Below are 25,145 nucleotides of genomic sequence, written 5' to 3' on the forward strand. Positions count from 1 at the left end.
TCCTGGCCTGATATCGCCTTGCCGACGGAAGCGGGGGCGGTCTTGGCGATCAACTAAGGCTAGGCTAACCTACGTGCGTGCTTGAAGGTGAAGAGAACGCCGCGTGCCGCCCTGCCCGCGGCCGTCAACTGTCGGCCACCGGTGTCACGGTGGCGTACGAGGGCCTCGACGTAGTCCACGACGCGTCGATGACGCTGGAACCCGGCGAGGTCACGGTCCTCGTCGGACCCAACGGCAGCGGCAAGTCCACGCTGCTGCGCACCCTGGCCCGGCTCCAGCGGCCCAGGACCGCCACCCTGGTCATCGACGGCGACACCGACGCCTTCGCGCTCAGCCCCCGCGCCTTCTCGCGCCGCGTCGCCCTGCTCACCCAGGGCCGCCCCACACCCAGCGGCCTGACGGTACGGGACCTGGTCGAATTCGGCCGCTACCCCTACCGCGGGCGGTGGGGCCGCGAGGACCCCGGCGGCCGTGCGGCCGTCGACCGCGCCCTCGACCTCACCGGCGTGGCCGAACTCGCCGGCCGCGGCGCCGAACACCTCTCCGGCGGACAGCTCCAGCGCGTCTGGCTGGCCGGCTGCCTCGCCCAGGAGACCGGCGTCCTGCTCCTCGACGAGCCCACCACCTACCTCGACCTGCGCTACCAGGTCGAACTCCTCGACCTCATGCGCGACCTGGCCGACGACCACGGCATCGCCGTCGGCGCGGTCCTGCACGACCTCGACCAGGCCGCCGCCGTGGCCGACCGGATCGTCCTGCTCGACGCCGGACGCGTCGTCGCCGACGGCGCCCCCGCCGAGGTCCTCACCCCGCAGCGGCTCACCGACACGTACGGCATCCGCATCGAGGTCGACACCGACCCCCTCACCGGACGGCTGCGCACCCGTGCCATCGGCCGCCACCACTCGCGAAGCGAAAGGCTCAGCCCCACCCCATGAAGAAGTTCCTCCTCACCGCGGCGGCCGCGACCACCGCGGCCCTGGCCCTGACCGCCTGCGGAACCACCGAGCCCGCCGCCGACGACGCCAAGAAGACCGCCGAGCCGATCACCCTGACCGACGCCTCCGGGGCCGAGGTCCAGCTCGACGGCCCCGCCAAGAAGGTCGTCGGCACCGAGTGGAACGTCGTCGAGAACCTGGTCTCCCTGGGCATCGACCCCGTCGGCGTCGCCGACGTCAAGGGCTACAAGACCTGGGACACCGTCGTCCCGCTGAAGAACGAGCCCAAGGACATCGGCACCCGCGGCGAGCCCAGCATGGACACCGTCGCCGCCCTCAAGCCCGACCTCATCGTCGCCACCTCCGACCTGCCCCCGGCCGCGGTCAAGCAGCTGCGCGAGGTCGCCCCGGTGCTCACCCTCCGCTCCGCCGACGCCGCCGACCCCATCGGCCGCATGACGCAGAACCTCGACCTCATCGCCCGGGCCACCGGCACCACCGAGAAGGCCGCGGCCGTCAAGACCGCCTTCGAGGCCAAGCTCGCCGAGGGCGCCAAGGCCCTGTCCGCCGCGGGCCTCGCCGGCAAGCCGGTCGCCTTCGCCGACGGCTACCTCGTCTCCAACCAGGTCTCCATCCGCCCCTTCACCAGCGGCTCGCTCATCGGCGCCGTCAACGAGAAGCTCGGCCTGAAGAACGCCTGGACCGTCAAGGGCGACAAGGACTACGGCCTCGGCACCACCGACGTCGAAGGCCTCACCAAGATCGGTGACGTGTACTTCGCCTACATCGGCAACGACGGCGACCAGAGCAGCAACCCCTTCGGCGGCGTCCTCGCCAAGGACAAGGTGTGGACCTCCCTGCCGTTCGTGAAGAAGGGCAACGTCCACCGCCTGCCCGACGGCATCTGGATGTTCGGCGGCCCCGACTCCATGAACAAGTACGTCGACTCCCTCGTCGCCGCCCTGACGAAGTAGCCGCAGCACCGCCCCGGGCGCGGCGCACGCGCCCGGGGCGCAGTACGGGCACAGCAGAAGAGAGAGCGCAGAAGAGAGCATGGCCGCCACCGCAACCACCCCCGCCCCCCGCCCCCCGGCGGATCCGGACCCGGACCCCGCCGCGGGGAAGTCCGCACCCGCGTCCGCCGCCCGGACGGCGGCCGCGGTGACGGCCCTGCTCCTCCTGCTCGTCGCCGTCCTCGCCGTCGTGGACCTCACCCAGGGCACCGCGGCCGTCGGCGCCTCCGAGGTCTGGAAGGCCCTCACCGGCCGCGCCGACACCGCCGACGCCTCTGTCGTCATCGCCTCCCGGCTCCCGCGGATGGCCGCCGGACTGCTCGTCGGCGTCCTCCTCGGCGCCGCGGGCGCCGCCCTCCAGGCCGTCAGCCGCAACGTCCTCGCCGCGCCCGACACCCTCGCCGTCAACGCCGGCTCCTACTTCGCCCTCGGCATCGCCACCGTCACCGGCGTCACCCTCCCGCTGTTCGCCTCCGCCGGAGTCGCCTTCGCGGGAGGCCTCGCCGCCGCGGGCATCGTCCTCGGCCTGTCCGGCCTCGGCACCGGAACGGTCCGCCTGGTCCTCGCCGGCAGCGCCCTCACCCTCGGCCTCACCGCCGTCACCGAGGGCCTGCTCCTGCTCTTCCCCCACGAGACCGAGGGCCTCTACCACTGGAACCAGGGCAGCATCGCCCAGAACGGTTTCGACGGGCTCCTCCAGACCGCCCCCGCCGGCGCCCTCGCCCTGGCCGGGCTGCTGCTCCTCGGCCGCCGGATCGACGCCCTCGCCCTCGGCGACGACGCCGCCCGCGGGCTCGGCGTACCCGTCCGCGCCACCCGCATCACGGCCGTCGTCCTCGCCGCCCTGCTCTCCGCCGCCGCCGTCACCCTCGTCGGCCCCATCGGCTTCGTCGGACTGTGCGCGCCCGCCCTGATCCGCCCGCTGGCGCGCAGGTTCCGCGGGTTCACCCGCAGCCGCGCCGCGATCCCGGCCGCCGGGCTCGCCGGTGCGGCCCTCGTCCTCGGCTCCGACGTACTCCTGCGCGCCCTCGTCCCGGCCGACCTCGCCGTCGCCGTGCCCACCGGGGTCGTCACCAGTCTCCTCGGCGCCGTCTTCCTCGTCGCCATGGCCGCCAAGGCCCGCGACACCAGCGAGGCCGGCTCCCAGGACCGGGTGCGGATCCGCAGCCGGGCCGCCTTCCTCACCGCCACGGCCGCCCTGGTCGCCGCCCTCGTCGCGGTCGCGGTCGCAGGCGTGCTGCTCGGCGACGCCAAACTCCTCCTGGGCGACGTACTGAACTGGCTCCAGGGCCGCGCCGGACGCTCCGTCACCTTCATCCTCGACACCCGCACCCCCCGGGTCCTCGCCGCCCTCCTCGCCGGCGCGGCCCTCGCCCTCGCCGGCACCCTCGTCCAAGGGGTCACCCGCAACCCGCTCGCCGAGCCCGGGGTCCTCGGCGTCTCGGGCGGCGCCGCACTGGGCGCCGTACTGCTCGTGACGACCGTCCCGGCGGCCGGCAGCTGGGACCTGGCCGGAGCCGCCTTCGCGGGCGCCGCCGTCGCCGCCGTCCTGGTCTTCGGACTCGCCGCCAGGGGCGGCTTCCGGCAGAACCGCCTCGTACTCGTCGGCTTCGGCGTCGCCACCGGCTCCGCCGCCCTGATCAGCCTCCTGATCATCCTCACCGACCCGTTCAACGCCACCAAGGCCCTCACCTGGCTGTCCGGCTCCACGTACGGACGCACCCTGCCCGACGTCCTGCCCCTCGCCGGGGTGCTCGCGGTCGGCGTCGCCGTCGCCGTCGCCGCCCGCACCTCCCTCGACCTGGTGTCCCTCGACGAGGACACCCCGCGGCTGCTCGGGATCCGGCCGGGCCGGGCCCGCCTGGGCTTCCTCGTCCTGTCCGTCCTCCTCAGCGCGAGCGCCGTCGCCGCCGCCGGCACCATCGCCTTCGTCGGCTTCGTGGCCCCGCACGCGGCCCGCGCCCTCGTGGGCCGCAGGCACAGCCGGGTCACCCCGGTCGCCGTACTCCTCGGCGCCGTCCTCGTCTGCACCGCCGACCTCGTCGGCCGCACGGTCATCGCCCCCGCCCAGCTCGGCGCGGGCCTGATGACGGCCGTGATCGGCACGCCGTACTTCCTGTACCTGCTGGTGCGCAGCCGGCGGTAGGGGTGAGGGGGTGCGGGCGGAGGCGGGCGGCCTGCCCCCAGGGGAACCGGATCACCGCCCCCGCCGTCCCAGGGGCATCCCCACGCGGATCCCCACGCGGACGAAAGGCACCTCCCATGCAGTCACCGCGCATCCCCGCCGACCGAGGCGTCCCTGCAGGCCGAGGCGCCACCGCCCGGGGCGTCACAGGCCGAGAAGGCACAGGCCGGGGGGCCGCCGGCGCCCGGGCCCGCCGGACCCGCTCCGGGCTCCTCCTGCCCGCGGCCGCCGCCGCCCTCCTGCTCGCCGTGACCGGCTGCAGCCCCGCCGGTGCCACGGTGGGCGAGGGACCCATGGGCAGCGGGCCCGCCGCCGCCCCCTTCAGCCAGGACGGCGAACGCCCCGCCCCCGGCAGGCCCGACACCGACTCCCCGCGCACCGGACCCGCCGACCCCAAGCCCGGGGTCTGGTACCCGTACGACCTCTACACCCACTGCGGGATCGGCACCCTCACCTTCGCCGGCAAGTACTGGGGGCTGCGCCAGATGCGCACCGACATGGAATCCGGGGTCGCCGGGCCGCGCGTGGAGTGGAGCGGCGACTACACCCCCGGCTACATCCAGCTGGAGGCCGAGAAGGTCGCCGTCTTCGAGACCGCCGGCCAGCCCCCGCTGACCTTCACCCCGGTCGCCGCGCCCACCATCCTCTGCAAGTAGCCGGGCCGGGCCGACGCGTCCCGCCGGTACGTGGCCGAAATGCGTACCGGCGCCCGACCCGCCCGCCCGGCTCCCGGCGCCGCCCTTGCGCGCGCACCCCGTACCCCGGACGGGTGGCCCCTGCACCGATCCGCCCCGGTCTGTACGCCCCACCCGCCGCCGGCGCCCCACCGGCCACCCTGCCGCGCGCCGTTCCCGCACGTCCGCCCCGGCAGCGCTCCGCAGGTCACAATCGTGGGGCAATGGCGCGGCCGGACCCCGGGAGCCGTCCCTCGGCGTACACACTGAATCGGGGGGCCGCCATACTGGACGGTCCGGGAGGGCGCGGCACGACAACGGGGGCGACAGCACGACATGGTGGAGTTGGCGGAAACCAGACTGATCCAGGGCCGGTACCGGCCGCTCGACCTGATCGGGCGCGGTGGCATGGGCGAGGTCTGGCGGGCGCGCGACGAGTCGCTGGGGCGGCACGTGGCCGTCAAGTGCCTCAAACCGCTCGGCCTCGACCACGACCCCAACTTCACCCGCGTCCTGCGCGAACGCTTCCGCCGCGAGGCCCGCGTCGCCGCCTCCCTCCAGCACCGCGGGGTCACCGTCGTCCACGACTTCGGCGACGACAGCGCCTCCGGCGGCTGCCTCTTCCTCGTCATGGAGCTCCTCCACGGCCGCAACCTCAGCCAACTGCTCGACGCGAACGAGCACCGGCCGCTGCCCGTCGGCGAGGTGCTCGACATCGCCGAACAGGTCGCGGCCGCCCTCGCCTACACCCACGAGCAGGGCATCGTCCACCGCGACCTCAAGCCCGCGAACATCATGCGGCTCACCGACGGCACGGTGAAGCTCTGCGACTTCGGCATCGCCCGCCTCGCCCACGACATCGGCTTCACCGCCAAACTCACCGGCGGGGGCATGGCCATGGGCACCCCGCACTACATGTCCCCGGAGCAGATCGCGGACGAGGAGGTCGACCACCGCAGCGACCTGTACTCGCTGGGCTGCGTCCTGTACGAGATCGCCACCGGCGCCCCGCCCTTCGACCTCGGCGACTCCTGGTCCGTCCTGGTCGGCCACCGCGACCAGGCGCCGGAGCCGCTGCGCACGCACCGGCCCGAACTGCCCGGGTACTTCGAGCGGGCCGTCCTCGACCTGCTGGCCAAGAAGCCGGAGGAGCGCCCGGCGGACGCCCGCGCCCTCCACCGCCGCCTGGTCCAGTCCCGCGGCAGCCGGGGGGCGGGGCAGCGCACGGGGGGCGCCGGCATCCGCCCGCCGGCGGGCAGCACGTCCGCCGGTACGGGGACGGGCACCGGTATCGGCACCAGCACGGGTTTCGCCGCCGGTATCGACTCCGGTCCCGCGACCCTGCCCGCGCCCGGTGCCCCGCTGCCCGCATGGGCCCAGGGGCTGGCCCCGGGCCCCCGCGCGGGCACCCCGCGCACCACGGCCGGTGATGCCTGGGCCCAGGCCCTCACGCTGCGCTGGACGGGGGGCGGGGGAGGGGAAGCGGGCGGGCCGCCAGCCGCCAACGGCGGCGCAGCCACCGCCCCTGCGCCCGGAGCCGTCGACAGTGCCGGTGCCGGGCCCGCCTCCGCCCCGCCCGCCGCAGACCCCCGGGTGCCCGGCCGGCGGGACCCCGCCGCCTCCGCCGGCGCGCCGGGCGACGCGCTGGCCGCCCGCCACGGCACCGCCCTCGGCCTCGGCCGGGCCGGGCGCTGGGAGGAGGCCGGGCGGATCCACCGCGAGGTCGCCGCCGCGCGCGCCGAGACCCTCGGCCCCGACCACCCCGACACCCTGGCGAGCCGCTACGAGGTCGCCTTCACCCTGAGCCGGTGCGGCCGCCCCGGCGAGGCGCTGCTGGAGTACGGCACGGTCGCGGAGGGCAGGTCCCGTTCGCTGGGCGCCGAGCACCCCGAGACCCTGGCCGCCCGTCAGGAGACCGCGTACGTGCTCGCCGAGCTCGGCAGGCACCAGGAGGCGCACGAGGTGTACGGGGAGGTGCTCGCCGTACGGGAGCGGGTCGCCGGGCCCGAGCACCCCGACACCCTGGCCTGCCGCCACAACCTCGCCGTCAACCTCTCCCGGCTGGGGCGCCTGGAGGAGTCGCACCGGACCGCCGCCGAGGTCGCGGAGGCCCGCGCGAGGGCCCTCGGGCCCGGCCACCGGGACACCCTGCTGTCCCGGTACGAGGTCGCGTACGCCCTCGGGCGCCTGGGCAGGTGGCCGGAGGCCCTGGACGCGTACCGCAGCCTCGCCGGGGCCCGCGCGGAGTCCCTCGGCCGCGACCACCCCGAGACCCTGGCCGCCCGCTACGAGGTCGGCATCAGCCTGGGCCGCCTCGGCCGCAGCGCCGAGGCACTGGACCTGTACCGGTCGCTGGTCGCGGACCGCACCCGCGCGTACGGGGCCGCCGACCCGGAGACCCTGAGGGCCCGGCACGGGCTCGGCGTGAACCTCGGCCGGCTCGCCCGCTGGGAGGAGGCGCTCGAAGAGGCCCGGCAGGTCGGTGCGCTGCGCGCCGCGGTGCTCGGCGGGCGGCACCCGGACACCCTGGCCAGCCGCCGCGAGGTGGCGGTCGCCCTGGGCTGGCTGGGGAGGTGGCCGGAGGCCCTGTCGGTGTACCGGGAGGTCGCGGTCGGGCGCGAGGCGACCCTCGGCCCGTCGCACCCGGACACCCTCGCGGCCCACGCCGACGAGGCCCACTGCCTGGACCGCCTCGGCCGCCACGAGGAGTCCGCAGCCGTCACCCGCCACATCGATTCCCTCCGCACCCACCACCACCCCCATGCCAGCCAACTGCCTCCGGCGGGGGAGGGGTAGGGGCAGGGGGCGCAGCGGGCGGCCGGGGTCTGGCCGGGCAGGGGCGGGGCGTGCTACCAACTGGGGCCATGAGTCGAGCGCTTGCGTTTTCCAGGGAACGGTACGACGTCGTGATCGTGGGGGGCGGGCACAACGGGCTGGTGGCCGCCGCCTACCTGGCGCGGGCGGGGCGGTCCGTGCTCGTGCTCGAGCGGCTCGGGCGCACCGGTGGGGCCGCCGTCTCCACGCGCCCCTTCGCGGGGGTGGACGCGCGGCTGTCGCGCTACTCGTACCTCGTCTCCCTCCTGCCCCGGAAGATCGTCACCGACCTGGGGCTGGAGTTCGCCGTCCGCAAGCGCACGGTCTCCTCGTACACCCCCGCCGTCCGCGGCGGCCGCCCCACCGGGCTGCTCGTCGGCGGCGGGGAGGACCGTACCCGCGAGTCCTTCGCCCGGCTCACCGGCGGCGCCGCCGAGTACGAGAGCTGGCGCCGCTTCTACGCCACCACCGCGCGCGCCGCCGAGCGGATCTTCCCCACCCTCACCGAACCCCTGCCCACCCGCGCAGCCCTCCGCGCGCGCGTCGACGACGAAGCGGCCTGGCGGATGCTGTTCGAGGAGCCGATCGGGCGGGCCGTGGAGGAGCGCTTCCGTGACGACCTGGTCCGCGGAGTGGTGCTCACGGACGCGCTGATCGGCACCTTCGCCGACGCGCACGACCCCTCCCTGGTCCAGAACCGCTGCTTCCTCTACCACGTCATCGGCGGCGGCACCGGGGACTGGGACGTCCCCGTCGGCGGCATGGGCGCGCTGACCACCGCCCTCGCCGGTGCGGCCCTCGCCGCGGGCGCCGAGATCGCCACCGGCCACGAGGCGCTGCGCATCGAGACCGACGGGGCCGCCGACGCGTCCGTGACCTTCCGCACGGCCGACGGCGAGGGCGGGGTCGGGGCCCGCCGGGTCCTGGTCAACGCCTCCCCGCAGGCCCTGGCCGCCCTGCTGGGGGAGCGGCCGCCGACGCCGGCCGAGGGCGCGCAGCTCAAGGTGAACATGCTGCTCACGCGGCTGCCGCGGCTCAAGGACACCTCGGTGGACCCCCGCGAGGCCTTCGCGGGCACCTTCCACATCGCGGAGGGGTACGGGGAGCTGGCCCGGGCCCACGCCCAGGCGGCGGCGGGTGAACTGCCCGCCGCCCCGCCCTCGGAGATCTACTGCCACTCCCTCACCGACCCGTCGATCCTCGGCCCGGACCTGGCCCGCCGGGGCTACCAGACGCTCACCCTCTTCGGACTCCACACCCCGGCCCGGCTGTTCGAGAAGGACAACGACGGCGTGCGCGGGCAGCTGCTCGCCGCCACCCTCGCCCAGCTCGACGCCCACCTCGCCGAGCCGCTGGCCGACTGCCTGGCCTTGGACTCCGAGGGCCGCCCCTGCATCGAGGCCAAGACCCCGCTGGACCTGGAACACGAACTGCGGCTGCCCGGCGGCCACATCTTCCACCGCGACCTGTCCTTCCCGTACGCGGAGGCCGCCGCCGGGGAGGCCGGACCCTGGGGGGTCGGCACGGCCCACGCCAACGTGCTGCTGTGCGGGGCGGGCGCGGTCCGCGGCGGCGGGGTCAGCGGCATCCCGGGCCACAACGCGGCGATGGCGGTGCTGGGGGCGTGAGGCGGGGCGGGGCCCTCAGCGGGTGAAGAGCCGCGGCAGCCGCAGGCAGGCCATGCCCACGGCAGCCGTGAGGGCGGCCGCCATCAGGAGGAGGTAGGGGAGCGGGCGGCCGGAGTGGAGGTACGCGGCTCCCAGCAGCCCGCCCGCGAACATCGCGCCGACCGAGGCCGCCCGCCGCAGCGAGGCTCCGGCGGAGCGGCCGAAGGCCGGGTCGTGGCCCAGCACCGAGCCGCCGAGGAACGCGGTCATGGCCCGGGTGACCAGCGTGGTCGGCATGTCCGGCACGCTGACCCGCATCGCGGTCACGTTGCGCAGGCCCATGGCCGCGGACAGGACGGCGACGGTGGCGAGGTGGCGGTCCGTCGGGGCGCTGCGGACCGGTTCGAGGCCCCAGGCGGTGACCGCCGCCGCGACCACGAGGGCCGCCTCGGTGGAGACGGCGATGACGAACCACCGCCGCCGGTGCTCCTCCAGCCGCCACTCCAGCCGGGCGGCGGCCACCGCCCCGGCGGTGAAGGAGGCGAGGGAGACGGCGGGGGCCACCACCGAGAGCCCGCCCTCGCCCACGGTGCCGAAGGCGAGGAAGAGGACGTTCCCGGTCTGCATGGCGGTGAACACCGGACCGAGGGCGAGCAGGCTGGCGGCCTCGGTCATCCCGGTGGCGAGGCTGAGTACGGCCATGAGCGCGGCGAGTGCGGCCACCGGCCGCGCGGGCGGCGCGGCGGCGCCCGCCGCCGCGGGGGCCCTCCCCTGCTCCCCGTCCCCGCCCCGCGTCCGGTCCTCCTGCACGGCCACCACCTCCCGAGCGGGAACGACTGGCGCCAGTGTCGCCGGATGCCGGGCGGCCCGGCCGCCGGCCCCGTTCCGGCGCGGGCTCAGTCAGCCGAACGGCTCCACCCCACCGCCTCGATCAGCCCCGCGTCCGCCGGCCGGTCCTCCGCGAAGAGGAGCCCGCGGGGTTCGGAGACCCGCAGCACGTCGGCGTAGACCCCGCGCCCCACGTACCGGCCCGTGGCCGTGTGCCGCAGCCGGATGCGGACCTCGCGCCCCGCCCAGGCCGCGAGGGGGGCCTCCAGCCGGTGCCAGATCCGCCCGGACCAGCCGCCGACGGTGCCCTGCGGCCAGTGCTCGGGGCTGCCGCCGGTGGCCCGTACCGTCGTGAAGGGCAGCGGCTGCCAGTCGGTGCCGTCCGCCGAGGCCTCGACGTGGAGGGCGCCGGCGCCGGGCACGGTGTCCCACCACAGGGCGCAGCGCAGCCGCGCCCCGGCGGTGGCGGGGGTGAGCGGGGGGAGGGTCAGGGTGCCGGAGCCGCCGGGGGTCATGCCGGAGTACCAGGCGGGGCCGCCGTGCCGGGTGCGGACGGGGACCGCGCGGGCGAAGGCGTTGCCGACGGCGACCCGCGGGGCGCTGCCGGCCCGCCAGGTGCGGACGGGGTGGACCGAGTTGCCGAGCAGGACCAGGTACGAGTCCGTGGACGGGTCCAGGGCGAGGGAGGTGCCCGTGAACCCGGTGTGCCCGGCGGACCGGGGGGTGGCCATGGCGCCCATGTACCAGTGCTGGTAGAGCTCGAAGCCGAGCCCGTGGTCGTCGCCGGGGAAGGCGGTGTTGAAGTCGGTGAAGAGCAGTTCGACGGAGGCGGGCCGCAGGATCCGCTTGCCCGCGTAGACCCCGCCGTCGAGCAGGGCGCGGGCCAGTACGGCCAGGTCCCAGGCGGTTCCGAAGACCCCGGCGTGCCCGGCGACCCCGCCCAGCGCGTACGCGTTCTCGTCGTGGACCTCCCCCCAGACCAGCCCGCGGTCGAGTCCGGACCAGGGCGGCCGCTGCACCTCGGTGGCGGCGGTCGCGCGGCGCCAGGACGGCGGCGGGTTGTAGCGGGTGCGGTGCATCCCGAGCGGGCCGGTGACCTCCTCGCGGAGCAGGACGTCCAGGGTGCGGCCGGTGATCCGCTCCAGGAGGAGCTGGAGGGCGATCAGGTTGAGGTCGGAGTACCGGTAGACCGTCCCCGGCGGGTCCTGCGGGCGTACGGACCACAGCAGGCGCAACTGCCCCTCGCGCGTGGACTCCTGGTAGAAGGGCGCCCAGGAGCGCAGGCCGGAGGTGTGGGTGAGCAGCTGGCGGACCGTCACCCGCTCCTTGCCGCCGCCGGTGAACTCGGTCAGGTAGCGGTGTACGGGCGCCTCCAGCGCGAGGCGGCCGCGCTCCATCTGCTGGACGGCGAGGACGGAGGTGAAGAGCTTGGTGAGGGAGGCGAGGTCGAAGACGGTGTCCTCGGCCATCGCGATCCGTTCGGCGGCGGGCAGTTCGCGGGCCCGGTCGGTGCGCCCGTCGTACTCCGCGTACCGGACGGCGTCGCCCACGGCCCGGTGCAGGGCGACCGTGCGGCCCCGCCCGGCGAGGACCACCGCCCCGGCGTAGTACGGGTAGTGGGGGGAGGGGCCGAGGAAGCGGGCCGCCTCGGCGGCCACCGCCTCCAGCTGCCGGTCGATCAGACCGGCCTGCCGCGGGGATCCGTAGCGCAGCCGCAGCCCCTGGAGGGCGCGCCGCTCGGCGGGGTTGCCCGCCCAGCCGGCCGCGCCCGCCGCGCCGGGGAGGGCGTGCAGGACGAGCACGCCGCCGAGTGCGAGCAGCCGGGCCCCGAGCCGGCGGCGGCTCGGTCCGGGTGGCGGCTGGGCGGGTCCCGGGGGCGCGGATGCGGTGGCGGGGGCGGCCGCGGTGGGAGCGGAAGCGGCGGTACGCCCGTTCGCGCCGGAGCCCCGTACCGGTGCCGGTGCCCGCGGTGAGGGCGGGGCCGGTACGAACGCCGCCCGTGTCGCCCCCGTTCCGGGCACCCGCCCGGCCTCCGCCCCAGCAGCCCCCGTCGTCCCGTCTGCCCCCGTGTACCCGTCCATTTCCGGACCTCCCGTTCCGACCCCGCGCACGCTACCGACTATCTGCCCGCGCACCCGGCACTCCCCGCCCGTCCCGGCACCCAAAGAATCTGACACTGCATCAGAAAATCTCTTCCCTCGGCCGCCGCCCTGCGGCATCCTGCCGCCCATGGAGACGGAGCTGAGCAAGAAACTCGGGGTCGAACACGCCATCTTCGGCTTCACGCCCTTCCCGGCCGTCGCCGCGGCCATCACCCGGGCCGGGGGCTTCGGCGTGCTCGGCGCGGTCCGCTACACCGCACCCGACGAGCTCGCGCGCGACCTCGACTGGATGCAGGAGCACACCGGCGGCAAGCCGTACGGACTGGACGTGGTCATGCCGGCCAAGAAGGCCGTCGACGGGATCGGCGAGGCCGAGATCGAGGCCATGATCCCCGCGTCCCACCGGGAGTTCGTCCGCGAGACCCTCGCCAAGCACGGGGTGCCCGAACTCCCCGAGGGGGAGGCCTCGGGCTGGCGGATCACCGGCTGGATGGAGCAGGTCGCCCGCAACCAGCTCGACGTGGCCTTCGACTACCCCGTCAAGCTCCTTGCGAACGCCCTCGGCTCCCCGCCCGCCGACGTGATCGCCCGCGCGCACGACCACGGCGTACTCGTCGCCGCCCTGGCCGGCAGCGCCAAGCACGCCCGCCGGCACGCCGAGGCCGGCATCGACGTCGTCGTGGCGCAGGGCTACGAGGCCGGGGGCCACACCGGGGACATCGCCTCCATGGTGCTCGTACCCGAGGTGGTCGAGGCCGTGTCCCCGCTGCCCGTCCTCGCCGCCGGCGGCATCGGCAGCGGGGAACAGGTCGCCGCGGGGCTGGCCCTGGGCGCCCAGGGGGTCTGGCTCGGCTCCCTCTGGCTCACCGCCACCGAGGCCGACCTCCACTCCAGGGCCCTCACCCGGAAGCTGCTCGCCGCCGGCTCCGGGGACACCGTCCGCTCCCGCGCGCTCACCGGCAAGCCGGCCCGGCAACTGCGCACCGAGTGGACGGACGCCTGGGACGACCCCAGCGGCCCCGGGCCGCTGCCGATGCCCCTGCAGGGCCTGCTCGTCGCCGAGGCGGTCTCCCGGATCCAGAAGTACGAGGTCGGGCCGCTGCTGGGCACGCCCGTGGGCCAGATCGTCGGCCGGATGAACTCCGAGCGCAGCGTCCAGGCCATCGTCGACGACCTCACCCGCGGGTTCGAGAAGGCCGTCGACCGCATCAACCGCATCGCCGGCCGCGACTGAGGAGGCAACGCCGATGAGCAGCGAGAAGAGCGAGAGCACAGGGACCGGCGCGAGCGGCGGGGACGGCGGGGCCGGAGGGACCGGCTCAGGTGCAGCGGCCACCCCCGCCCAGGCCGCGCCCGCGCCCGCCGCCCCCGGCCGGGACGCACCCCCCAACGGCTTCTGGGCCCAGGCCGCCGCCGACCCCGGCCGGACCGTGCTCACCGCCCCCGACGGCACCGGCTGGACCGCCGGGCGGCTGCACGCCGACGTCAACCGGCTCGTACACGGGCTGCGCGCGGCCGGGCTGGAGCGCGGGGACGCCTTCGCCGTGGTCCTGCCCAACGGCGTCGAGTTCCTCACCGCGTACCTCGCCGCCTCCCAGGCGGGCTTCTACCTCGTCCCCGTCAACCACCACCTCGTCGGCCCCGAGATCGCCTGGATCGTCGCGGACTCCGGGGCCAGGGTGCTCATCGCCCACGAGCGCTTCGCCGCCGCGGCCACCGCGGCCGCGGACGAGGCGGGACTGCCCGCCAGCCACCGGTACGCCGTCCCCGAGGGCGCCGACCGCCCGGACTTCGGCGGCTTCCGCCCGTACGCCGAACTGCTCGACGGGCAGCCCGACACCGTCCCGGCGGAGCGCACCCTCGGCTGGGTCATGAACTACACCTCCGGGACCACCGGCCGCCCCCGCGGCATCCGCCGCCCCCTGCCGGGCAGGCTCCCCGAGGAGACCTACCTCGGCGGCTTCCTCGGCATCTTCGGCATCCGCCCCTTCGACGGGAACGTGCACCTGGTCTGCTCGCCGCTCTACCACACGGCGGTGCTCCAGTTCGCGGCCGCGGCCCTGCACATCGGCCACCCGCTCGTCCTGATGGACAAGTGGACCCCGCAGGAGATGCTGCGCCTCATCGACGCCCACCGCTGCACCCACACCCATATGGTCCCCACCCAGTTCCACCGGCTGCTCGCCCTCCCCGAGGCCGTCCGGTCGGCGTACGACGTCTCCTCGATGAAGCACGCCATCCACGGGGCCGCGCCCTGCCCCGAGCACGTCAAGCGGGCGATGATCGACTGGTGGGGGAGCTGCGTGGAGGAGTACTACGCGGCCAGCGAGGGCGGCGGGGCCTTCGCCACCGCCGAGGACTGGCTGAAGAAGCCCGGGACGGTCGGCCGGGCCTGGCCGATCAGCGAGCTCGCCGTCTTCGACGACGAGGGCGCCCGGCTGCCCGCCGGCGAGGTCGGCACCGTCTACATGAAGATGAGCACCGGCGGCTTCAGCTACCACAAGGACGAGGACAAGACCCGCTCGAACCGCATCGGGGACTTCTTCACCGTCGGCGACCTGGGCCTGCTCGACGAGGAGGGCTACCTCTTCCTCCGCGACCGCAAGATAGACATGATCATCTCGGGCGGGGTGAACATCTACCCCGCCGAGATCGAGTCCGCGCTGCTCTCCCACCCCGCCGTGGCCGACGCCGCCGCCTTCGGCATCCCCCACGCCGACTGGGGCGAGCAGGTGAAGGCCGTCATCGAACCGGCCGAGGGGTTCACGCCCGGGGACGCGCTCGCCGCCGAGATCCTGGTGCACTGCGAGCGGCAGCTCGCCGGGTACAAGCGGCCCAGGTCCGTGGACTTCGTCGAGGCCATGCCGCGCGACCCCAACGGCAAGCTGTACAAGCGGCGGCTGCGCGATCCGTACTGGGAGGGCCACGACCGCCCGATGTGACGAAGCGTACGGTTTGACCGGCGGACGGATGTGACGAAGCGTGCGGTTTTTGTGACAGAGCGCCTGCTATGGCAGCGTAGCGGTCATGAGTACGACAACGCGGACATCCCCCCTGACCGACTGGACGGTCCTCGTCCCCGTGGCCGCGCTCGTCGCGCTGGCCCTGACCTGGGGACGGGACCTGCCGGGCTTCGCCGTGGGGCTCGTCGCACTCTGCCTCGCCGGTGCGGTGCTCGCGGCCGTGCACCACGCCGAGGTGGTGGCCCACCGGGTCGGCGAGCCCTTCGGCTCCCTGGTGCTCGCGGTCGCCGTCACCGTCATCGAAGTCGCCCTGATCGTCACCCTGATGGCCGACGGCGGGGACAAGACCTCCACACTGGCGCGGGACACGGTCTTCGCCGCCGTCATGATCACCTGCAACGGTATCGTCGGCCTGTCCCTGCTGGTGGGCGCCCTGCGCAACCGGGTGGCCGTCTTCAACGCCGAGGGTTCCGGCACGGCCCTGGCCACCGTCGCCACCCTGGCGACCCTCAGCCTCGTGCTGCCGACCTTCACCACCAGCAAGCCCGGCCCGGAGTTCTCCACCGCGCAGCTGGCCTTCGCCGCCGTGGCCTCGCTCGCCCTGTACGGGCTGTTCGTCGCGGTGCAGACGGTCCGCCACCGCGACTACTTCCTGCCCGTCGCCACCCCCACCGAGTCCGAGGACGAGCACGCCGACCCGCCCACCGCCCGCGCCGCCTGGATCAGCCTCGGGCTGCTGATGGCCGCCCTCGTCGCCGTGGTCGGCAACGCCAAGGCCGTATCGCCCACCATCGAGTCCGCGGTGGCGGACGCCGGGCTCCCGCACGCCGTGGTCGGTGTGATCATCGCCCTGCTCGTGCTGCTGCCCGAGACCCTCGCCGCGGTCCGCGCCGCCCGCCGCAACCGGGTGCAGACCAGCCTCAACCTGGCGTACGGCTCCTCGATCGCCAGCATCGGCCTGACCATCCCCGCCATCGCGCTGGCCTCGATCTGGCTCTCCGGCCCGCTCACCCTGGGCCTCGACCCCACGCACATGGTGCTGCTCGCCCTCACGGTGGTGGTCGGCGCCCTGACCGTGGTCCCGGGCCGGGCCACCCTGCTCCAGGGCGGGGTGCACCTGGTCATCCTGGCGGCGTACCTGTTCCTGGCGGTCAGCCCCTGAGCCCCGGCCGCGGTCCCGGCCCCCTCCCCGGGCCCGGGCCGCGGCCCCCGGCGGCGAGCACCCCCGCCTCCCGCAGCCGGCGCAGGGTCAGGTGCTCGTGCGCCATCCGGCCGACCAGTGCCCCGCCGTAGACCACGAACCCCACCCCGACCAGCCAGGACTGCGCCACCAGCAGGGTGCCGAAGGGCCCGTAGGTGACGGCGTTCGAGGCGATCAGCGGGGAGAACACCAGCTGGGAGAAGACCCGCAGCCCCAGCAGGCCGAGGCTGGTGGCCACCGCCCCGGGCAGCAGGGCCCGCCACCGCACCCGGCCCCCGAGCAGCATCCGCTGCGAGGCCCAGAAGAACAGGCCGGTGCTCGCCAGGTCGGCGGCCCCGCCCAGCACCGAGGCCCAGAAGCCGGGGGAGGGGACCGATACGGCGACCAGCACGCCGAGGTAGAAGATCAGCAGCGCCAGCCAGACCACGTGCCGCCACATCGTGTGCCAGCGGGCGGTCGGCAGGTCCCACACCTTCTCGTACCCGGTCTGCACCACGGAGCCGAAGGTCAGCCCGAACACGCACAGCGCGGCCAGACCGAAGGCCGTGGTCCGCTCCAGGGCCTGCCCCGGCATCCCGAACAGCAGCTCCACCTGCCGCCGCGAATCCGCCGACACCCCGAGCGCCTGCCCCAGCCAGCGTCCGAACCCCTCCCCGCTGGCCGGTGCGGCGGCCGCCACCACGATCAGCAGCGGCACCAGCGTCAGGAACCCGAGCGCCGCGAACCCCATCGCCCGGTGCATCAGCTCGATCTCGCGCCCGCGGCTCCAGGCCAGCCCGGCGGGCGAGGCCTGGACCCGGTCGTGCAGCCGGCGGATCCGATGCGGGTGGGGCTGGGGGTGCGTCACAAGGACCGACTACCCCAAACCGCTGCAAACCAGGACAATGTCCGTCCGAAAGGGTGGCCTGCGGGCGGGCCGTGCCCCGGCGGGCCGCGGGCTGCCGGCTACGGGCCCGCGTCCCCGCTCTGCTCCCGCAGGTCCACGATGCGGCGGATCTTGCCCACCGAGCGCTCCAGGCTGTCCGGGTCCACGATCTCCACCGCCGCCGTGACGCCCGCGGACTCCTTGACCGCGCGCGCCACCGCGGCGGCCGCCGCCTCGCGGTCGGCGGGGGAGGCATCGCGCCGGGCCTCGGCGCGGACGGTGAGGGCGTCGAGGCGGCCCCGACGGGTCAGGCGGAGCTGGAAGTGCGGGGCGACGGCCGGGGTGCGCAGCAGGATCTCCTCGACCTGGGTGGGGAAGAGGTTCACCCCGCGCAGGATGATCATGTCGTCGCAGCGGCCGGTGACCTTCTCCATCCGGCGGAAGGCGGGCCGGGCCGTGCCGGGCAGCAACCGGGTCAGGTCGCGGGTGCGGTAGCGGACCACGGGCATCGCCTCCTTGGTGAGGGAGGTGAAGACCAGCTCGCCCGTCTCCCCGTCCGGCAGCACCTCGCCGGTGACCGGGTCCACCACCTCCGGCAGGAAGTGGTCCTCCCAGAGGTGCAGGCCGTCCTTCACGCTGGCGAATTCCTGGGCCACGCCGGGGCCCATCACCTCCGAGAGCCCGTAGATGTCCACGGCGTCGATGCCGAGCCGCTCCTCGATCTCCCGGCGCATCTCCTCCGTCCACGGCTCGGCGCCGAAGATCCCGGTGCGCAGCGAGGTCCGGCGGGGGTCGACGCCCTGGCGCTCCATCTCGTCCAGGAGGGTCAGCATGTACGAGGGGGTCACCATGATGACCTCGGGTTCGAAGTCCAGGATCAGCCGGACCTGGCGCTCGGTCATCCCGCCGGAGGCCGGGACGACCGTGCAGCCGAGCCGCTCGGCCCCGTAGTGGGCCCCGAGGCCCCCGGTGAACAGCCCGTAGCCGTACGCCACGTGCACCGTGTCGCCGGGCCGGGCGCCCGCCGCACGCAGGGAGCGGGCCACCACTTCGGCCCAGGTGTCCAGGTCGCGCGCGGTGTAGCCGACCACGGTGGGGCGGCCGGTGGTGCCGCTGGAGGCGTGGATCCGGCGGACCTCGGAGCGGGGTACGGCGAACATCCCGAAGGGGTACGTGTCGCGGAGGTCGGCCTTGGTCGTGAACGGGAAGCGGGCCAGGTCGGCCAGGGTGCGGCAGTCCTCGGGGCGTACCCCGGCCTCGTCGAAGGCGGCCCGGTGGAAGGGCACGCGCTCGTACGCGTACCGCAGGGTGTCCCGCAGCCGCTCCAGTTGCAGCGCCTCCAGCGCCCCGCGGTCCAGCCGCTCCGCCGCGTCCAGCAGATCCGTCACCCGTGCCTCCCCTGACCCGACCGATCGTTCGGTATCCGTAGGCAACCAAAGGGCGGGCGGCCGGGTCAAGATCCGTGCGCGGGTTCTCAGCCCCGGCCGTCGGCCTCCGTCGCCACGGCCTTCGCCCAGCGGTAGTCGGCCTTGCCGCTCGGGGAGCGCTGGATCTCCGGGGCGATGACGAGCTGGCGGGGGATCTTGTAGCCGGCCAGGCGGGTGCGGCAGTGGGCCTGGATCTGGTCGAGGGTGGGGGCCGCGGCCCCGGCGCGGACCTCCACCACGGCCGCCACGTGGCTGCCCCACTTCGGGTCGGGGACCCCGGCGACCAGGGCGTCGTAGACGTCCGGGTGGGACTTGAGGGCCTGCTCGACCTCCTCCGGGTACACCTTCTCGCCGCCCGTGTTGATGCACTGGGAACCGCGGCCGAGGACCGTCACGATGCCGTCCCCGTCGACGGTGGCCATGTCCCCCAGCAGGACCCAGCGCTCCCCGCCGCGCTGGAAGAAGGTCTCCGCCGTCTTCTGCGGGTCGTTGTAGTAGCCGAGCGGTACGTGCCCCCGCTGCGCGAGCCGGCCCGGGACGCCGGGCGGGACCGGCTCGTGCGTCACCGGGTCCACCACCAGCGTGCGCTCGTTGACCTCCAGCCGGAAGCCCTTCTCCGGGCCGGAGTCGGCGGTGGCCTTGCCGTTGGAACCCGACTCGGAGGAGCCGAAGTTGTTGAGCAGCAGGACGTTCGGCACCAGCTCCTGGAACTGCGCGCGGACCGTGTCCGACATGATCGCCCCGGAGGAGGAGACGCTGAACAGGGAGGACATGTCGGTGCCCTTGAGCGGTCCGCGCAGGGCGTCGACGAGGGGGCGGAGCATCGCGTCCCCGACCAGCGAGACGCTGGAGACCTTCTCCTTCTCGATGGTCCGCAGCACCTCCTCGGGCACGTACTTGCGGTGGATCACGATCCGCTGCCCGTAGTTGAAGGCCACGAAGGAGGTCAGTGTCGACGTGCCGTGCATCAGCGGGGGAGTGGGGAAGAAGGTCAGCCCGCCGCCGCGCGCCGCCACCCGCTCGGCCAGCTCCTCCGGCCGCTTGACCGGCTCGCCCGTCGGCTCCCCGCCGAACAGGCCCGCGAAGAACAGGTCCTCCTGGCGCCACATCACGCCCTTCGGCATCCCGGTGGTGCCGCCCGTGTAGATGATGAACTGGTCGTCGGGCGAGCGCGGGGCGAAGCCGCGCTCCGGGGAGCCGGCTGCCTCGGCGTCCGTGAACGCGACCGGGGCGGTGGCCGGTTCGGGCGCGCCCTCGGGGGCCCGGCCCACCCGCAGCAGGTGGCGCAGCTTCGGCGTACCGGGCAGCACGGCGGCGACCCGGGCGGTGAACTCCCCGTCGAAGACCAGGGCGGCCAGGTCGGCGTCCCGGTAGAGGTACGCCAACTCCTCCTCCACGTAGCGATAGTTCACATTGACGGGGACGAGCCGGGCCTTCAGGCAGGCCAGTACGGTCTGGAGGTACTCGACCCCGTTGTAGAGGTGCAGGCCCAGGTGTTCGCCGGGCCGCAGTCCGCGGTCGACCAGGTGGTGGGCGATCCGGTTGGCGGCCTCGTCGAGCTGCGCGTACGTCAGCCGGCGCTCCGCGCCCGTACCGGGGTGGTCCACGAAGACGAGGGCCTCGCGGTCGGGGACCACGTCGACGACCGACTCGAACAGGTCGGCAAGGTTGTACTCCACCGTTCCTCCTGACCCCGGGATCCGATGGCGGTCATTAGAGCGCCAGCCACGGCAATGGGGAAGGGTGCCCGCGAAGAAAACTGACTGACTGTCAGAAAGCTATTGAACTGCAACCGCCCCTACTGCAACCTGTTCTAGGTCTTGAGACGGGAGGACGGCAATGGGTGGGACCGAACACCTCACCGTGGAGCGCCAGGGCGCCACGCTGGTGCTCACGATGAACAGGCCCGAGGCGAAGAACGCGCTCTCGCTGCCGCTGCTGGTGGGCCTGTACGACGGCTGGCTCGAAGCCGACGCCGACGACACCGTCCGCTCGGTGGTGCTCACCGGCGCGGGCGGCGACTTCTGCGCCGGCATGGACCTCAAGGCCCTCGCGGGCCGGGGCATGGCCGGCGACCACTACCGGGACCGGCTCAAGGCCGATCCCGACCTGCACTGGAAGGCCATGCTCCGCCACCACCGCCCCCGCAAGCCGGTGATCGCCGCGGTCGAGGGCTACTGCGTCGCCGGGGGCACCGAGATCCTCCAGGGCACCGACATCCGCGTCGCCGCCGAGGGCGCCACCTTCGGGCTCTTCGAGGTCAAGCGCGGCCTCTTCCCCATCGGCGGCTCCACCGTCCGCCTCCCGCGCCAGATCCCGCGCACCCACGCGCTGGAGATGCTGCTCACCGGCCGCCCGTACAGCGCCGCGGAGGCCGCCCGCATCGGGCTCGTCGGCCGGGTCGTCCCCGACGGCACCGCCCTCGACGCGGCCCTCGCCGTCGCCGAGCAGGTCAACGCCTGCGGACCGCTCGCCGTCGAGGCCGTCAAGGCCTCCGTCTACGAGGCCGCGGAACTCACCGAGACCGAGGGGCTGGCCGCCGAACTCACCCGCGGCTGGCCGGTCTTCGACACGGAGGACGCCAGGGAAGGCGCCCGGGCCTTCGCCGAGAAGCGGCCGCCCGTCTACCGCCGCGCCTGACCTGCCGGGTCCGGGACCGCATCCCCCGGCCCCGCCCGGCCCCGCCCGGACCCGTACACCGGACCCGTACACCCGGCCCGTACCCCCGGACCCGTACGCCCGACCCCGCAGATTACGGAGAGCCGCCCATGACAGCCGCCCCCGCCCCCGGGGTGCTGAGCGCACCCCTCGTCGTCGAGTTCCCCTTCACCCGCTCGCTCGGCCCCGTCCAGAGCGCCTTCCTGACCGGGCTGCGCGAGCGGACCGTCCTCGGGGTCACCACCTCCGACGGGCGGGTGATGGTCCCGCCCGCCGAGTACGACCCCGTCACCGCCGGGGAGCTGCGCGAACTGGTCGAGGTCGCCCCCACCGGCACCGTCACCACCTGGGCCTGGAACCCGGCCCCCCGCCCCCAGCAGCCCCTCGGCACCCCCTTCGCCTGGGTGCTCGTCCGCCTCGACGGCGCCGACACCGCCCTCCTGCACGTCCTCGACGCCCCCGGCCCCGACGCCGTCCGCACCGGCATGCGGGTCCGCATCCGCTGGGCCGCCGAACGCACCGGGGCCATCACCGACATCGCCTGCTTCGAACCGTACGAGGACCCCCGGGGCGCACCCGGCCCGGCCGCCCCCCGCCGCCACGACGGGGTCTTCCCCGAGCCCGTGTCCGGCATCGTCGCCGAGGCCCGCCTCGACTACACGTACAGCCCCGGCCGCGCCCAGACCGCGTACATCGCCGCCCTCGGCGAGCGCCGGACCGTCGGCGAGCGCTGCCCCGAGTGCCGCAAGGTGTACGTGCCCCCGCGCGGCGCCTGCCCCACCTGCGGGGTCGCCACCACCGACCGCATCGAGGTCGGACCCGCGGGCACCGTGACGACCTTCTGCATCGTCAACATCAAGGCGAAGAACCTCGACATCGAAGTCCCCTACGTCTACGCCCACATCGCCCTCGACGGCGCCGGCCTCGCCCTCCACGGCCGGATCGGCGGCATCCCCTACGACCAGGTCCGCATGGGCCTGCGCGTCGAACCCGTGTGGAGCGAGGGCGGCGGCTACCCCGACCACTACCGCCCCACCGGAGAGCCGGACGCCGACTACGACACCTACAAGGAGCTCCTGTGACCGCCCCCCGGTCCGACCGCGAGGTCGCGGTGGTCGCTTTCGCCCAGAGCGACCACCGGCGCCGCACCGACGAGCTCAGCGAAGTCGAGATGGTCATGCCGGTCCTCCACCGCGTGCTGGAGCAGACCGGGCTCAAGGCCGGCGAGATCGGCTTCACCTGCTCCGGCTCCAGCGACTACCTCGCCGGCCGCGCCTTCTCCTTCACCATGACCCTCGACGGGGTCGGCGCCTGGCCCCCCATCTCCGAGTCCCACGTGGAGATGGACGGCGCCTGGGCCCTGTACGAGGCCTGGGTCAAACTCCGCACCGGCGAGGCCGACACCGCCCTCGTCTACTCGTACGGCAAATCCTCCCCGGGCCCGCTGCGCGACGTCCTCACCCGCCAGCTCGACCCCTACTACCTCGCCCCCCTGTGGCCCGACTCGGTGGCCCTCGCCGCCCTCCAGGCCCGGGCCCTGATCGACGCGGGCGACACCGACGAGGAGGCCCTCGCGGCCGTCGCCGCCCGCAGCCGCGCCGACGCCGCCGCCAACCCCCACGCCCAGCTGCGCGGCGCCGTCCCCCAGGGCGGCTACCAGGTCGCCCCGCTGCGCACCGGCGACTGCCCGCCCATCGGGGACGGCGCCGCCGCCGTGGTCCTCGCCGCCGGGGACGCCGCCCGCCGGCTGTGCGCCCGCCCGGCCTGGATCACCGGCATCGACCACCGCATCGAGGCCCACGGACCCGGCCTGCGCGACCTCACCGACTCCCCGTCGGCCCGCACCGCGGCCGAGCGCGCCGGGCTCTTCGACCGGCCCGTGGACACCGCCGAACTGCACGCCCCGTTCACCTCCCAGGAAGTCGTCCTGCGCAAGGCCCTCGGGCTCGGCGCGGACGTCCGCGTCAACCCCTCCGGCGGGGCCCTCGCCGCCAACCCGATGATGGCCGCCGGCCTCATCCGGATCGGCGAGGCCGCCGCCCGCATCCACCGCGGCGAGTCCGACCGCGCCCTCGCCCACGCCACCTCCGGCCCCTGCCTCCAGCAGAACCTGGTCGCCGTCCTGGAAGGGGACCCGGCATGAGCAGCACCGCCAGGGAACCGGTCGCCGTCGTCGGCATCGGCCAGACCAAGCACGTGGCCGCCCGGCACGACGTGTCCATCGCCGGACTCGTACGGGAGGCCGCCCGGCGGGCCCTCGACGACGCCGGGCTCGACTGGGCGGACGTCGACGCCGTGGTCATCGGCAAGGCCCCCGACTTCTTCGAGGGGGTGATGATGCCGGAGCTGTACCTCGCCGATGCCCTGGGCGCCGTCGGCAAACCGATGCTGCGGGTGCACACCGCCGGCTCCGTCGGCGGCTCCACCGCCCTGGTGGCCGCCAACCTCGTCGCCGCCCGCGTCCACCGCACCGTCCTCACCCTGGCCTTCGAGAAGCAGTCGGAGTCCAACGCCATGTGGGGCCTGTCCCTGCCCGTCCCCTTCCAGCAGCCCCTGCTCGCCGGGGCCGGCGGGTTCTTCGCCCCGCACGTACGGGCGTACATGCGGCGCACCGGGGCCCCGGACGGGGTCGGTGCCCTCGTCGCGTACAAGGACCGGCGCAACGCCCTGAAGAACCCGTACGCCCACCTCCACGAGCACGACATCACCCTGGAGAAGGTCCAGGCCTCGCCCATGCTCTGGGACCCCATCCGCTACTCCGAGACCTGCCCGTCCTCCGACGGCGCCTGCGCCATGGTCCTCACCGACCGGGCCGGGGCCGCCCGCGCCCCGCACCCCCCGGCCTGGGTGCACGGCGGGGCGATGCGCAGCGAGCCCACGCTCTTCGCGGGCAAGGACTTCGTCTCCCCGCAGGCCGGCAAGGACTGCGCGGCCGACGTCTACCGGCAGGCCGGCATCACCGACCCGCGCCGGGAGATCGACGCCGTCGAGATGTACGTGCCCTTCTCCTGGTACGAGCCCATGTGGCTGGAGAACCTCGGCTTCGCCGAGGAGGGCGAGGGCTGGAAGCTCACCGAGGCCGGGGTCACCGCACTCGACGGGGACCTGCCCGTGAACCCCTCCGGCGGGGTGCTGTCCACCAACCCCATCGGGGCCTCCGGCATGATCCGTTTCGCCGAGGCCGCGCTCCAGGTGCGGGGGCGGGCGGGGGAGCACCAGGTCCCGGGGGCCCGGCGGGCCGTGGGGCACGCGTACGGCGGCGGCGCGCAGTTCTTCGCCATGTGGCTGGTCGGCTCGGAGCCCCCGCCGCGCTGAGGCCCCGCCCTGGGGCCCCGCCCTGCCGGGCCCCGCCTGCCGCGCCGGGGCCCCTCCCGGGCCGGGGACCGCCCCCGGCAATAGAGTGCGGCCATGAGCGGCGAACGGGACCTGGCGGTCCTCCTCGGCAGCATGAGCCCGCAGCTGAACCCGGGTGAGTACGTGTTCACGACGGTGCCCGGGGCTCCCCCCGAAGGGGTGAACCCCGTGGCCACCGTCGTGGAGGCCGAGGGGACCACCCTCGTGCTGCCCCGGCACGAGGCCGACGCGGCCGGGCTCGACTACGCGTACGTGGCCGGGTGGATCACCCTGCGCGTCCACTCGGCACTCGACGCCGTCGGCCTCACCGCAGCCTTCGCCCGCGAACTGGCCGCAGCCGGGCTGAGCTGCAACGTCGTGGCCGGGTACCACCACGACCACCTCTTCGTCCCCGCCGACCGGGCCGCCGGGGCCGTCGCCGTGCTGGAAGCCCTTGCCGCCCGCTCCGCGACCGAATCAGAAAGATCCGATCAGTAGACGACAGAACCCTCCGCCCGCGCACGCGCGGGCGTACGC

Annotated in this window: 19 protein-coding genes; 14 read left to right on the forward strand and 5 right to left on the reverse strand. The window is 74.8% G+C overall.

Annotation, left to right across the window (positions count from 1 at the left end):
• The first annotated feature begins 77 nt into the window (after positions 1-77).
• The 6 genes from ACZ7JZ_RS08055 to ACZ7JZ_RS08080 all read left to right on the forward strand — a co-directional run bounded on the left by ACZ7JZ_RS08055 (position 78) and on the right by ACZ7JZ_RS08080 (position 9,252).
• Positions 78-938, forward strand: coding sequence for an ABC transporter ATP-binding protein (locus ACZ7JZ_RS08055; protein ID WP_470934513.1), 861 nt, complete (start codon positions 78-80; stop codon positions 936-938).
• On the forward strand, positions 935-1,912 hold the full coding sequence (locus ACZ7JZ_RS08060) for an ABC transporter substrate-binding protein (RefSeq protein ID WP_470934516.1): 978 nt from the start codon (positions 935-937) through the stop codon (positions 1,910-1,912). Before ACZ7JZ_RS08055 ends, ACZ7JZ_RS08060 begins: the two co-directional genes overlap by 4 nt.
• Positions 1,913-1,991: 79 nt before the next feature.
• On the forward strand, positions 1,992-4,097 hold the full coding sequence (locus tag ACZ7JZ_RS08065; protein ID WP_470934519.1) for an iron ABC transporter permease: 2,106 nt from the start codon (positions 1,992-1,994) through the stop codon (positions 4,095-4,097).
• A 317-nt stretch (positions 4,098-4,414) separates the two neighbouring features.
• On the forward strand, positions 4,415-4,792 hold the full coding sequence (locus ACZ7JZ_RS08070) for a hypothetical protein (RefSeq protein WP_470934521.1): 378 nt from the start codon (positions 4,415-4,417) through the stop codon (positions 4,790-4,792).
• Positions 4,793-5,155: 363 nt separating this feature from the next.
• Positions 5,156-7,606: a serine/threonine-protein kinase gene (locus ACZ7JZ_RS08075; protein ID WP_470934524.1), complete on the forward strand. Its 2,451-nt coding sequence runs from the start codon at positions 5,156-5,158 to the stop codon at positions 7,604-7,606.
• Between the two features lie 68 nt (positions 7,607-7,674).
• Positions 7,675-9,252, forward strand: coding sequence for a phytoene desaturase family protein (locus ACZ7JZ_RS08080; RefSeq protein WP_470934527.1), 1,578 nt, complete (start codon positions 7,675-7,677; stop codon positions 9,250-9,252).
• Positions 9,253-9,267: 15 nt separating this feature from the next.
• On the opposite strand, the gene ACZ7JZ_RS08085 is transcribed toward ACZ7JZ_RS08080, so the two are convergent.
• Complete coding sequence (locus tag ACZ7JZ_RS08085; RefSeq protein WP_470934530.1) at positions 9,268-10,041, reverse strand: YoaK family protein; 774 nt, start codon at positions 10,039-10,041, stop codon at positions 9,268-9,270.
• Between the two features lie 86 nt (positions 10,042-10,127).
• On the reverse strand, positions 10,128-11,861 hold the full coding sequence (locus ACZ7JZ_RS08090) for a serine hydrolase domain-containing protein (RefSeq protein ID WP_470934533.1): 1,734 nt from the start codon (positions 11,859-11,861) through the stop codon (positions 10,128-10,130).
• A 427-nt stretch (positions 11,862-12,288) separates the two neighbouring features.
• Between ACZ7JZ_RS08090 and ACZ7JZ_RS08095 the strand changes: the two genes are divergently transcribed.
• The 3 genes from ACZ7JZ_RS08095 (at position 12,289) to ACZ7JZ_RS08105 (ending at position 16,286) form a co-directional block, all read left to right on the forward strand.
• Positions 12,289-13,395, forward strand: a complete 1,107-nt coding sequence (locus ACZ7JZ_RS08095) for an NAD(P)H-dependent flavin oxidoreductase (protein ID WP_470934536.1) — start codon at positions 12,289-12,291, stop codon at positions 13,393-13,395.
• A 13-nt stretch (positions 13,396-13,408) separates the two neighbouring features.
• Positions 13,409-15,103, forward strand: a complete 1,695-nt coding sequence (locus ACZ7JZ_RS08100; protein WP_470934539.1) for an acyl-CoA synthetase — start codon at positions 13,409-13,411, stop codon at positions 15,101-15,103.
• Between the two features lie 85 nt (positions 15,104-15,188).
• Positions 15,189-16,286: a calcium:cation antiporter gene (locus tag ACZ7JZ_RS08105; protein ID WP_470934542.1), complete on the forward strand. Its 1,098-nt coding sequence runs from the start codon at positions 15,189-15,191 to the stop codon at positions 16,284-16,286.
• On the opposite strand, the gene ACZ7JZ_RS08110 is transcribed toward ACZ7JZ_RS08105, so the two are convergent.
• From ACZ7JZ_RS08110 to ACZ7JZ_RS08120, 3 genes are all read right to left on the reverse strand, one after another.
• Positions 16,276-17,172 (reverse strand): YhjD/YihY/BrkB family envelope integrity protein, encoded by an 897-nt coding sequence (locus tag ACZ7JZ_RS08110; protein WP_470934545.1) that lies wholly within the window; start codon positions 17,170-17,172, stop codon positions 16,276-16,278. The genes ACZ7JZ_RS08105 and ACZ7JZ_RS08110 overlap by 11 nt on opposite strands.
• A gap of 98 nt (positions 17,173-17,270) precedes the next feature.
• The gene (paaK, locus tag ACZ7JZ_RS08115; RefSeq protein ID WP_470934548.1) at positions 17,271-18,578 is read right to left on the reverse strand and encodes a phenylacetate--CoA ligase PaaK; all 1,308 of its coding nucleotides are present in this window, start codon (positions 18,576-18,578) and stop codon (positions 17,271-17,273) included.
• Between the two features lie 86 nt (positions 18,579-18,664).
• Entirely contained in the window at positions 18,665-20,296 is a 1,632-nt protein-coding gene (locus ACZ7JZ_RS08120) for an acyl-CoA synthetase (protein ID WP_470934551.1), read from the reverse strand.
• Positions 20,297-20,456: 160 nt separating this feature from the next.
• Between ACZ7JZ_RS08120 and ACZ7JZ_RS08125 the strand changes: the two genes are divergently transcribed.
• The 5 genes from ACZ7JZ_RS08125 to ACZ7JZ_RS08145 all read left to right on the forward strand — a co-directional run bounded on the left by ACZ7JZ_RS08125 (position 20,457) and on the right by ACZ7JZ_RS08145 (position 25,106).
• Positions 20,457-21,257 carry a crotonase/enoyl-CoA hydratase family protein gene (locus tag ACZ7JZ_RS08125; RefSeq protein WP_470934554.1) on the forward strand — a complete coding sequence of 267 codons (801 nt, stop codon included), beginning with the start codon at positions 20,457-20,459 and terminating at the stop codon, positions 21,255-21,257.
• 128 nt (positions 21,258-21,385) lie between these two features.
• Entirely contained in the window at positions 21,386-22,357 is a 972-nt protein-coding gene (locus tag ACZ7JZ_RS08130) for a Zn-ribbon domain-containing OB-fold protein (RefSeq protein ID WP_470934557.1), read from the forward strand.
• Positions 22,354-23,418, forward strand: a complete 1,065-nt coding sequence (locus ACZ7JZ_RS08135) for a thiolase domain-containing protein (protein ID WP_470934560.1) — start codon at positions 22,354-22,356, stop codon at positions 23,416-23,418. The genes ACZ7JZ_RS08130 and ACZ7JZ_RS08135 overlap by 4 nt, the downstream gene beginning before the upstream one ends.
• On the forward strand, positions 23,415-24,590 hold the full coding sequence (locus tag ACZ7JZ_RS08140; protein WP_470934563.1) for a thiolase domain-containing protein: 1,176 nt from the start codon (positions 23,415-23,417) through the stop codon (positions 24,588-24,590). Before ACZ7JZ_RS08135 ends, ACZ7JZ_RS08140 begins: the two co-directional genes overlap by 4 nt.
• Before the next feature lie 93 nt (positions 24,591-24,683).
• The gene (locus ACZ7JZ_RS08145; protein ID WP_470934566.1) at positions 24,684-25,106 is read left to right on the forward strand and encodes an ACT domain-containing protein; all 423 of its coding nucleotides are present in this window, start codon (positions 24,684-24,686) and stop codon (positions 25,104-25,106) included.
• Positions 25,107-25,145: the final 39 nt, after the last annotated feature.

The organism is Streptomyces sp. NPDC038213 (genome assembly GCF_055600495.1).

What these genes read in the sequence shown, in the direction of transcription:
- ACZ7JZ_RS08060 (WP_470934516.1), top strand. Translation starts at nt 935, where the DNA reads ATGAAGAAGTTCCTCCTCACCGCGGCGGCCGCGACCACCGCGGCCCTG.
- ACZ7JZ_RS08065 (WP_470934519.1), top strand. Translation starts at nt 1,992, where the DNA reads ATGGCCGCCACCGCAACCACCCCCGCCCCCCGCCCCCCGGCGGATCCG.
- ACZ7JZ_RS08080 (WP_470934527.1), top strand. Translation starts at nt 7,675, where the DNA reads ATGAGTCGAGCGCTTGCGTTTTCCAGGGAACGGTACGACGTCGTGATC.
- ACZ7JZ_RS08095 (WP_470934536.1), top strand. Translation starts at nt 12,289, where the DNA reads ATGGAGACGGAGCTGAGCAAGAAACTCGGGGTCGAACACGCCATCTTC.
- ACZ7JZ_RS08100 (WP_470934539.1), top strand. Translation starts at nt 13,409, where the DNA reads ATGAGCAGCGAGAAGAGCGAGAGCACAGGGACCGGCGCGAGCGGCGGG.
- ACZ7JZ_RS08105 (WP_470934542.1), top strand. Translation starts at nt 15,189, where the DNA reads ATGAGTACGACAACGCGGACATCCCCCCTGACCGACTGGACGGTCCTC.
- ACZ7JZ_RS08125 (WP_470934554.1), top strand. Translation starts at nt 20,457, where the DNA reads ATGGGTGGGACCGAACACCTCACCGTGGAGCGCCAGGGCGCCACGCTG.
- ACZ7JZ_RS08130 (WP_470934557.1), top strand. Translation starts at nt 21,386, where the DNA reads ATGACAGCCGCCCCCGCCCCCGGGGTGCTGAGCGCACCCCTCGTCGTC.
- ACZ7JZ_RS08140 (WP_470934563.1), top strand. Translation starts at nt 23,415, where the DNA reads ATGAGCAGCACCGCCAGGGAACCGGTCGCCGTCGTCGGCATCGGCCAG.
- ACZ7JZ_RS08145 (WP_470934566.1), top strand. Translation starts at nt 24,684, where the DNA reads ATGAGCGGCGAACGGGACCTGGCGGTCCTCCTCGGCAGCATGAGCCCG.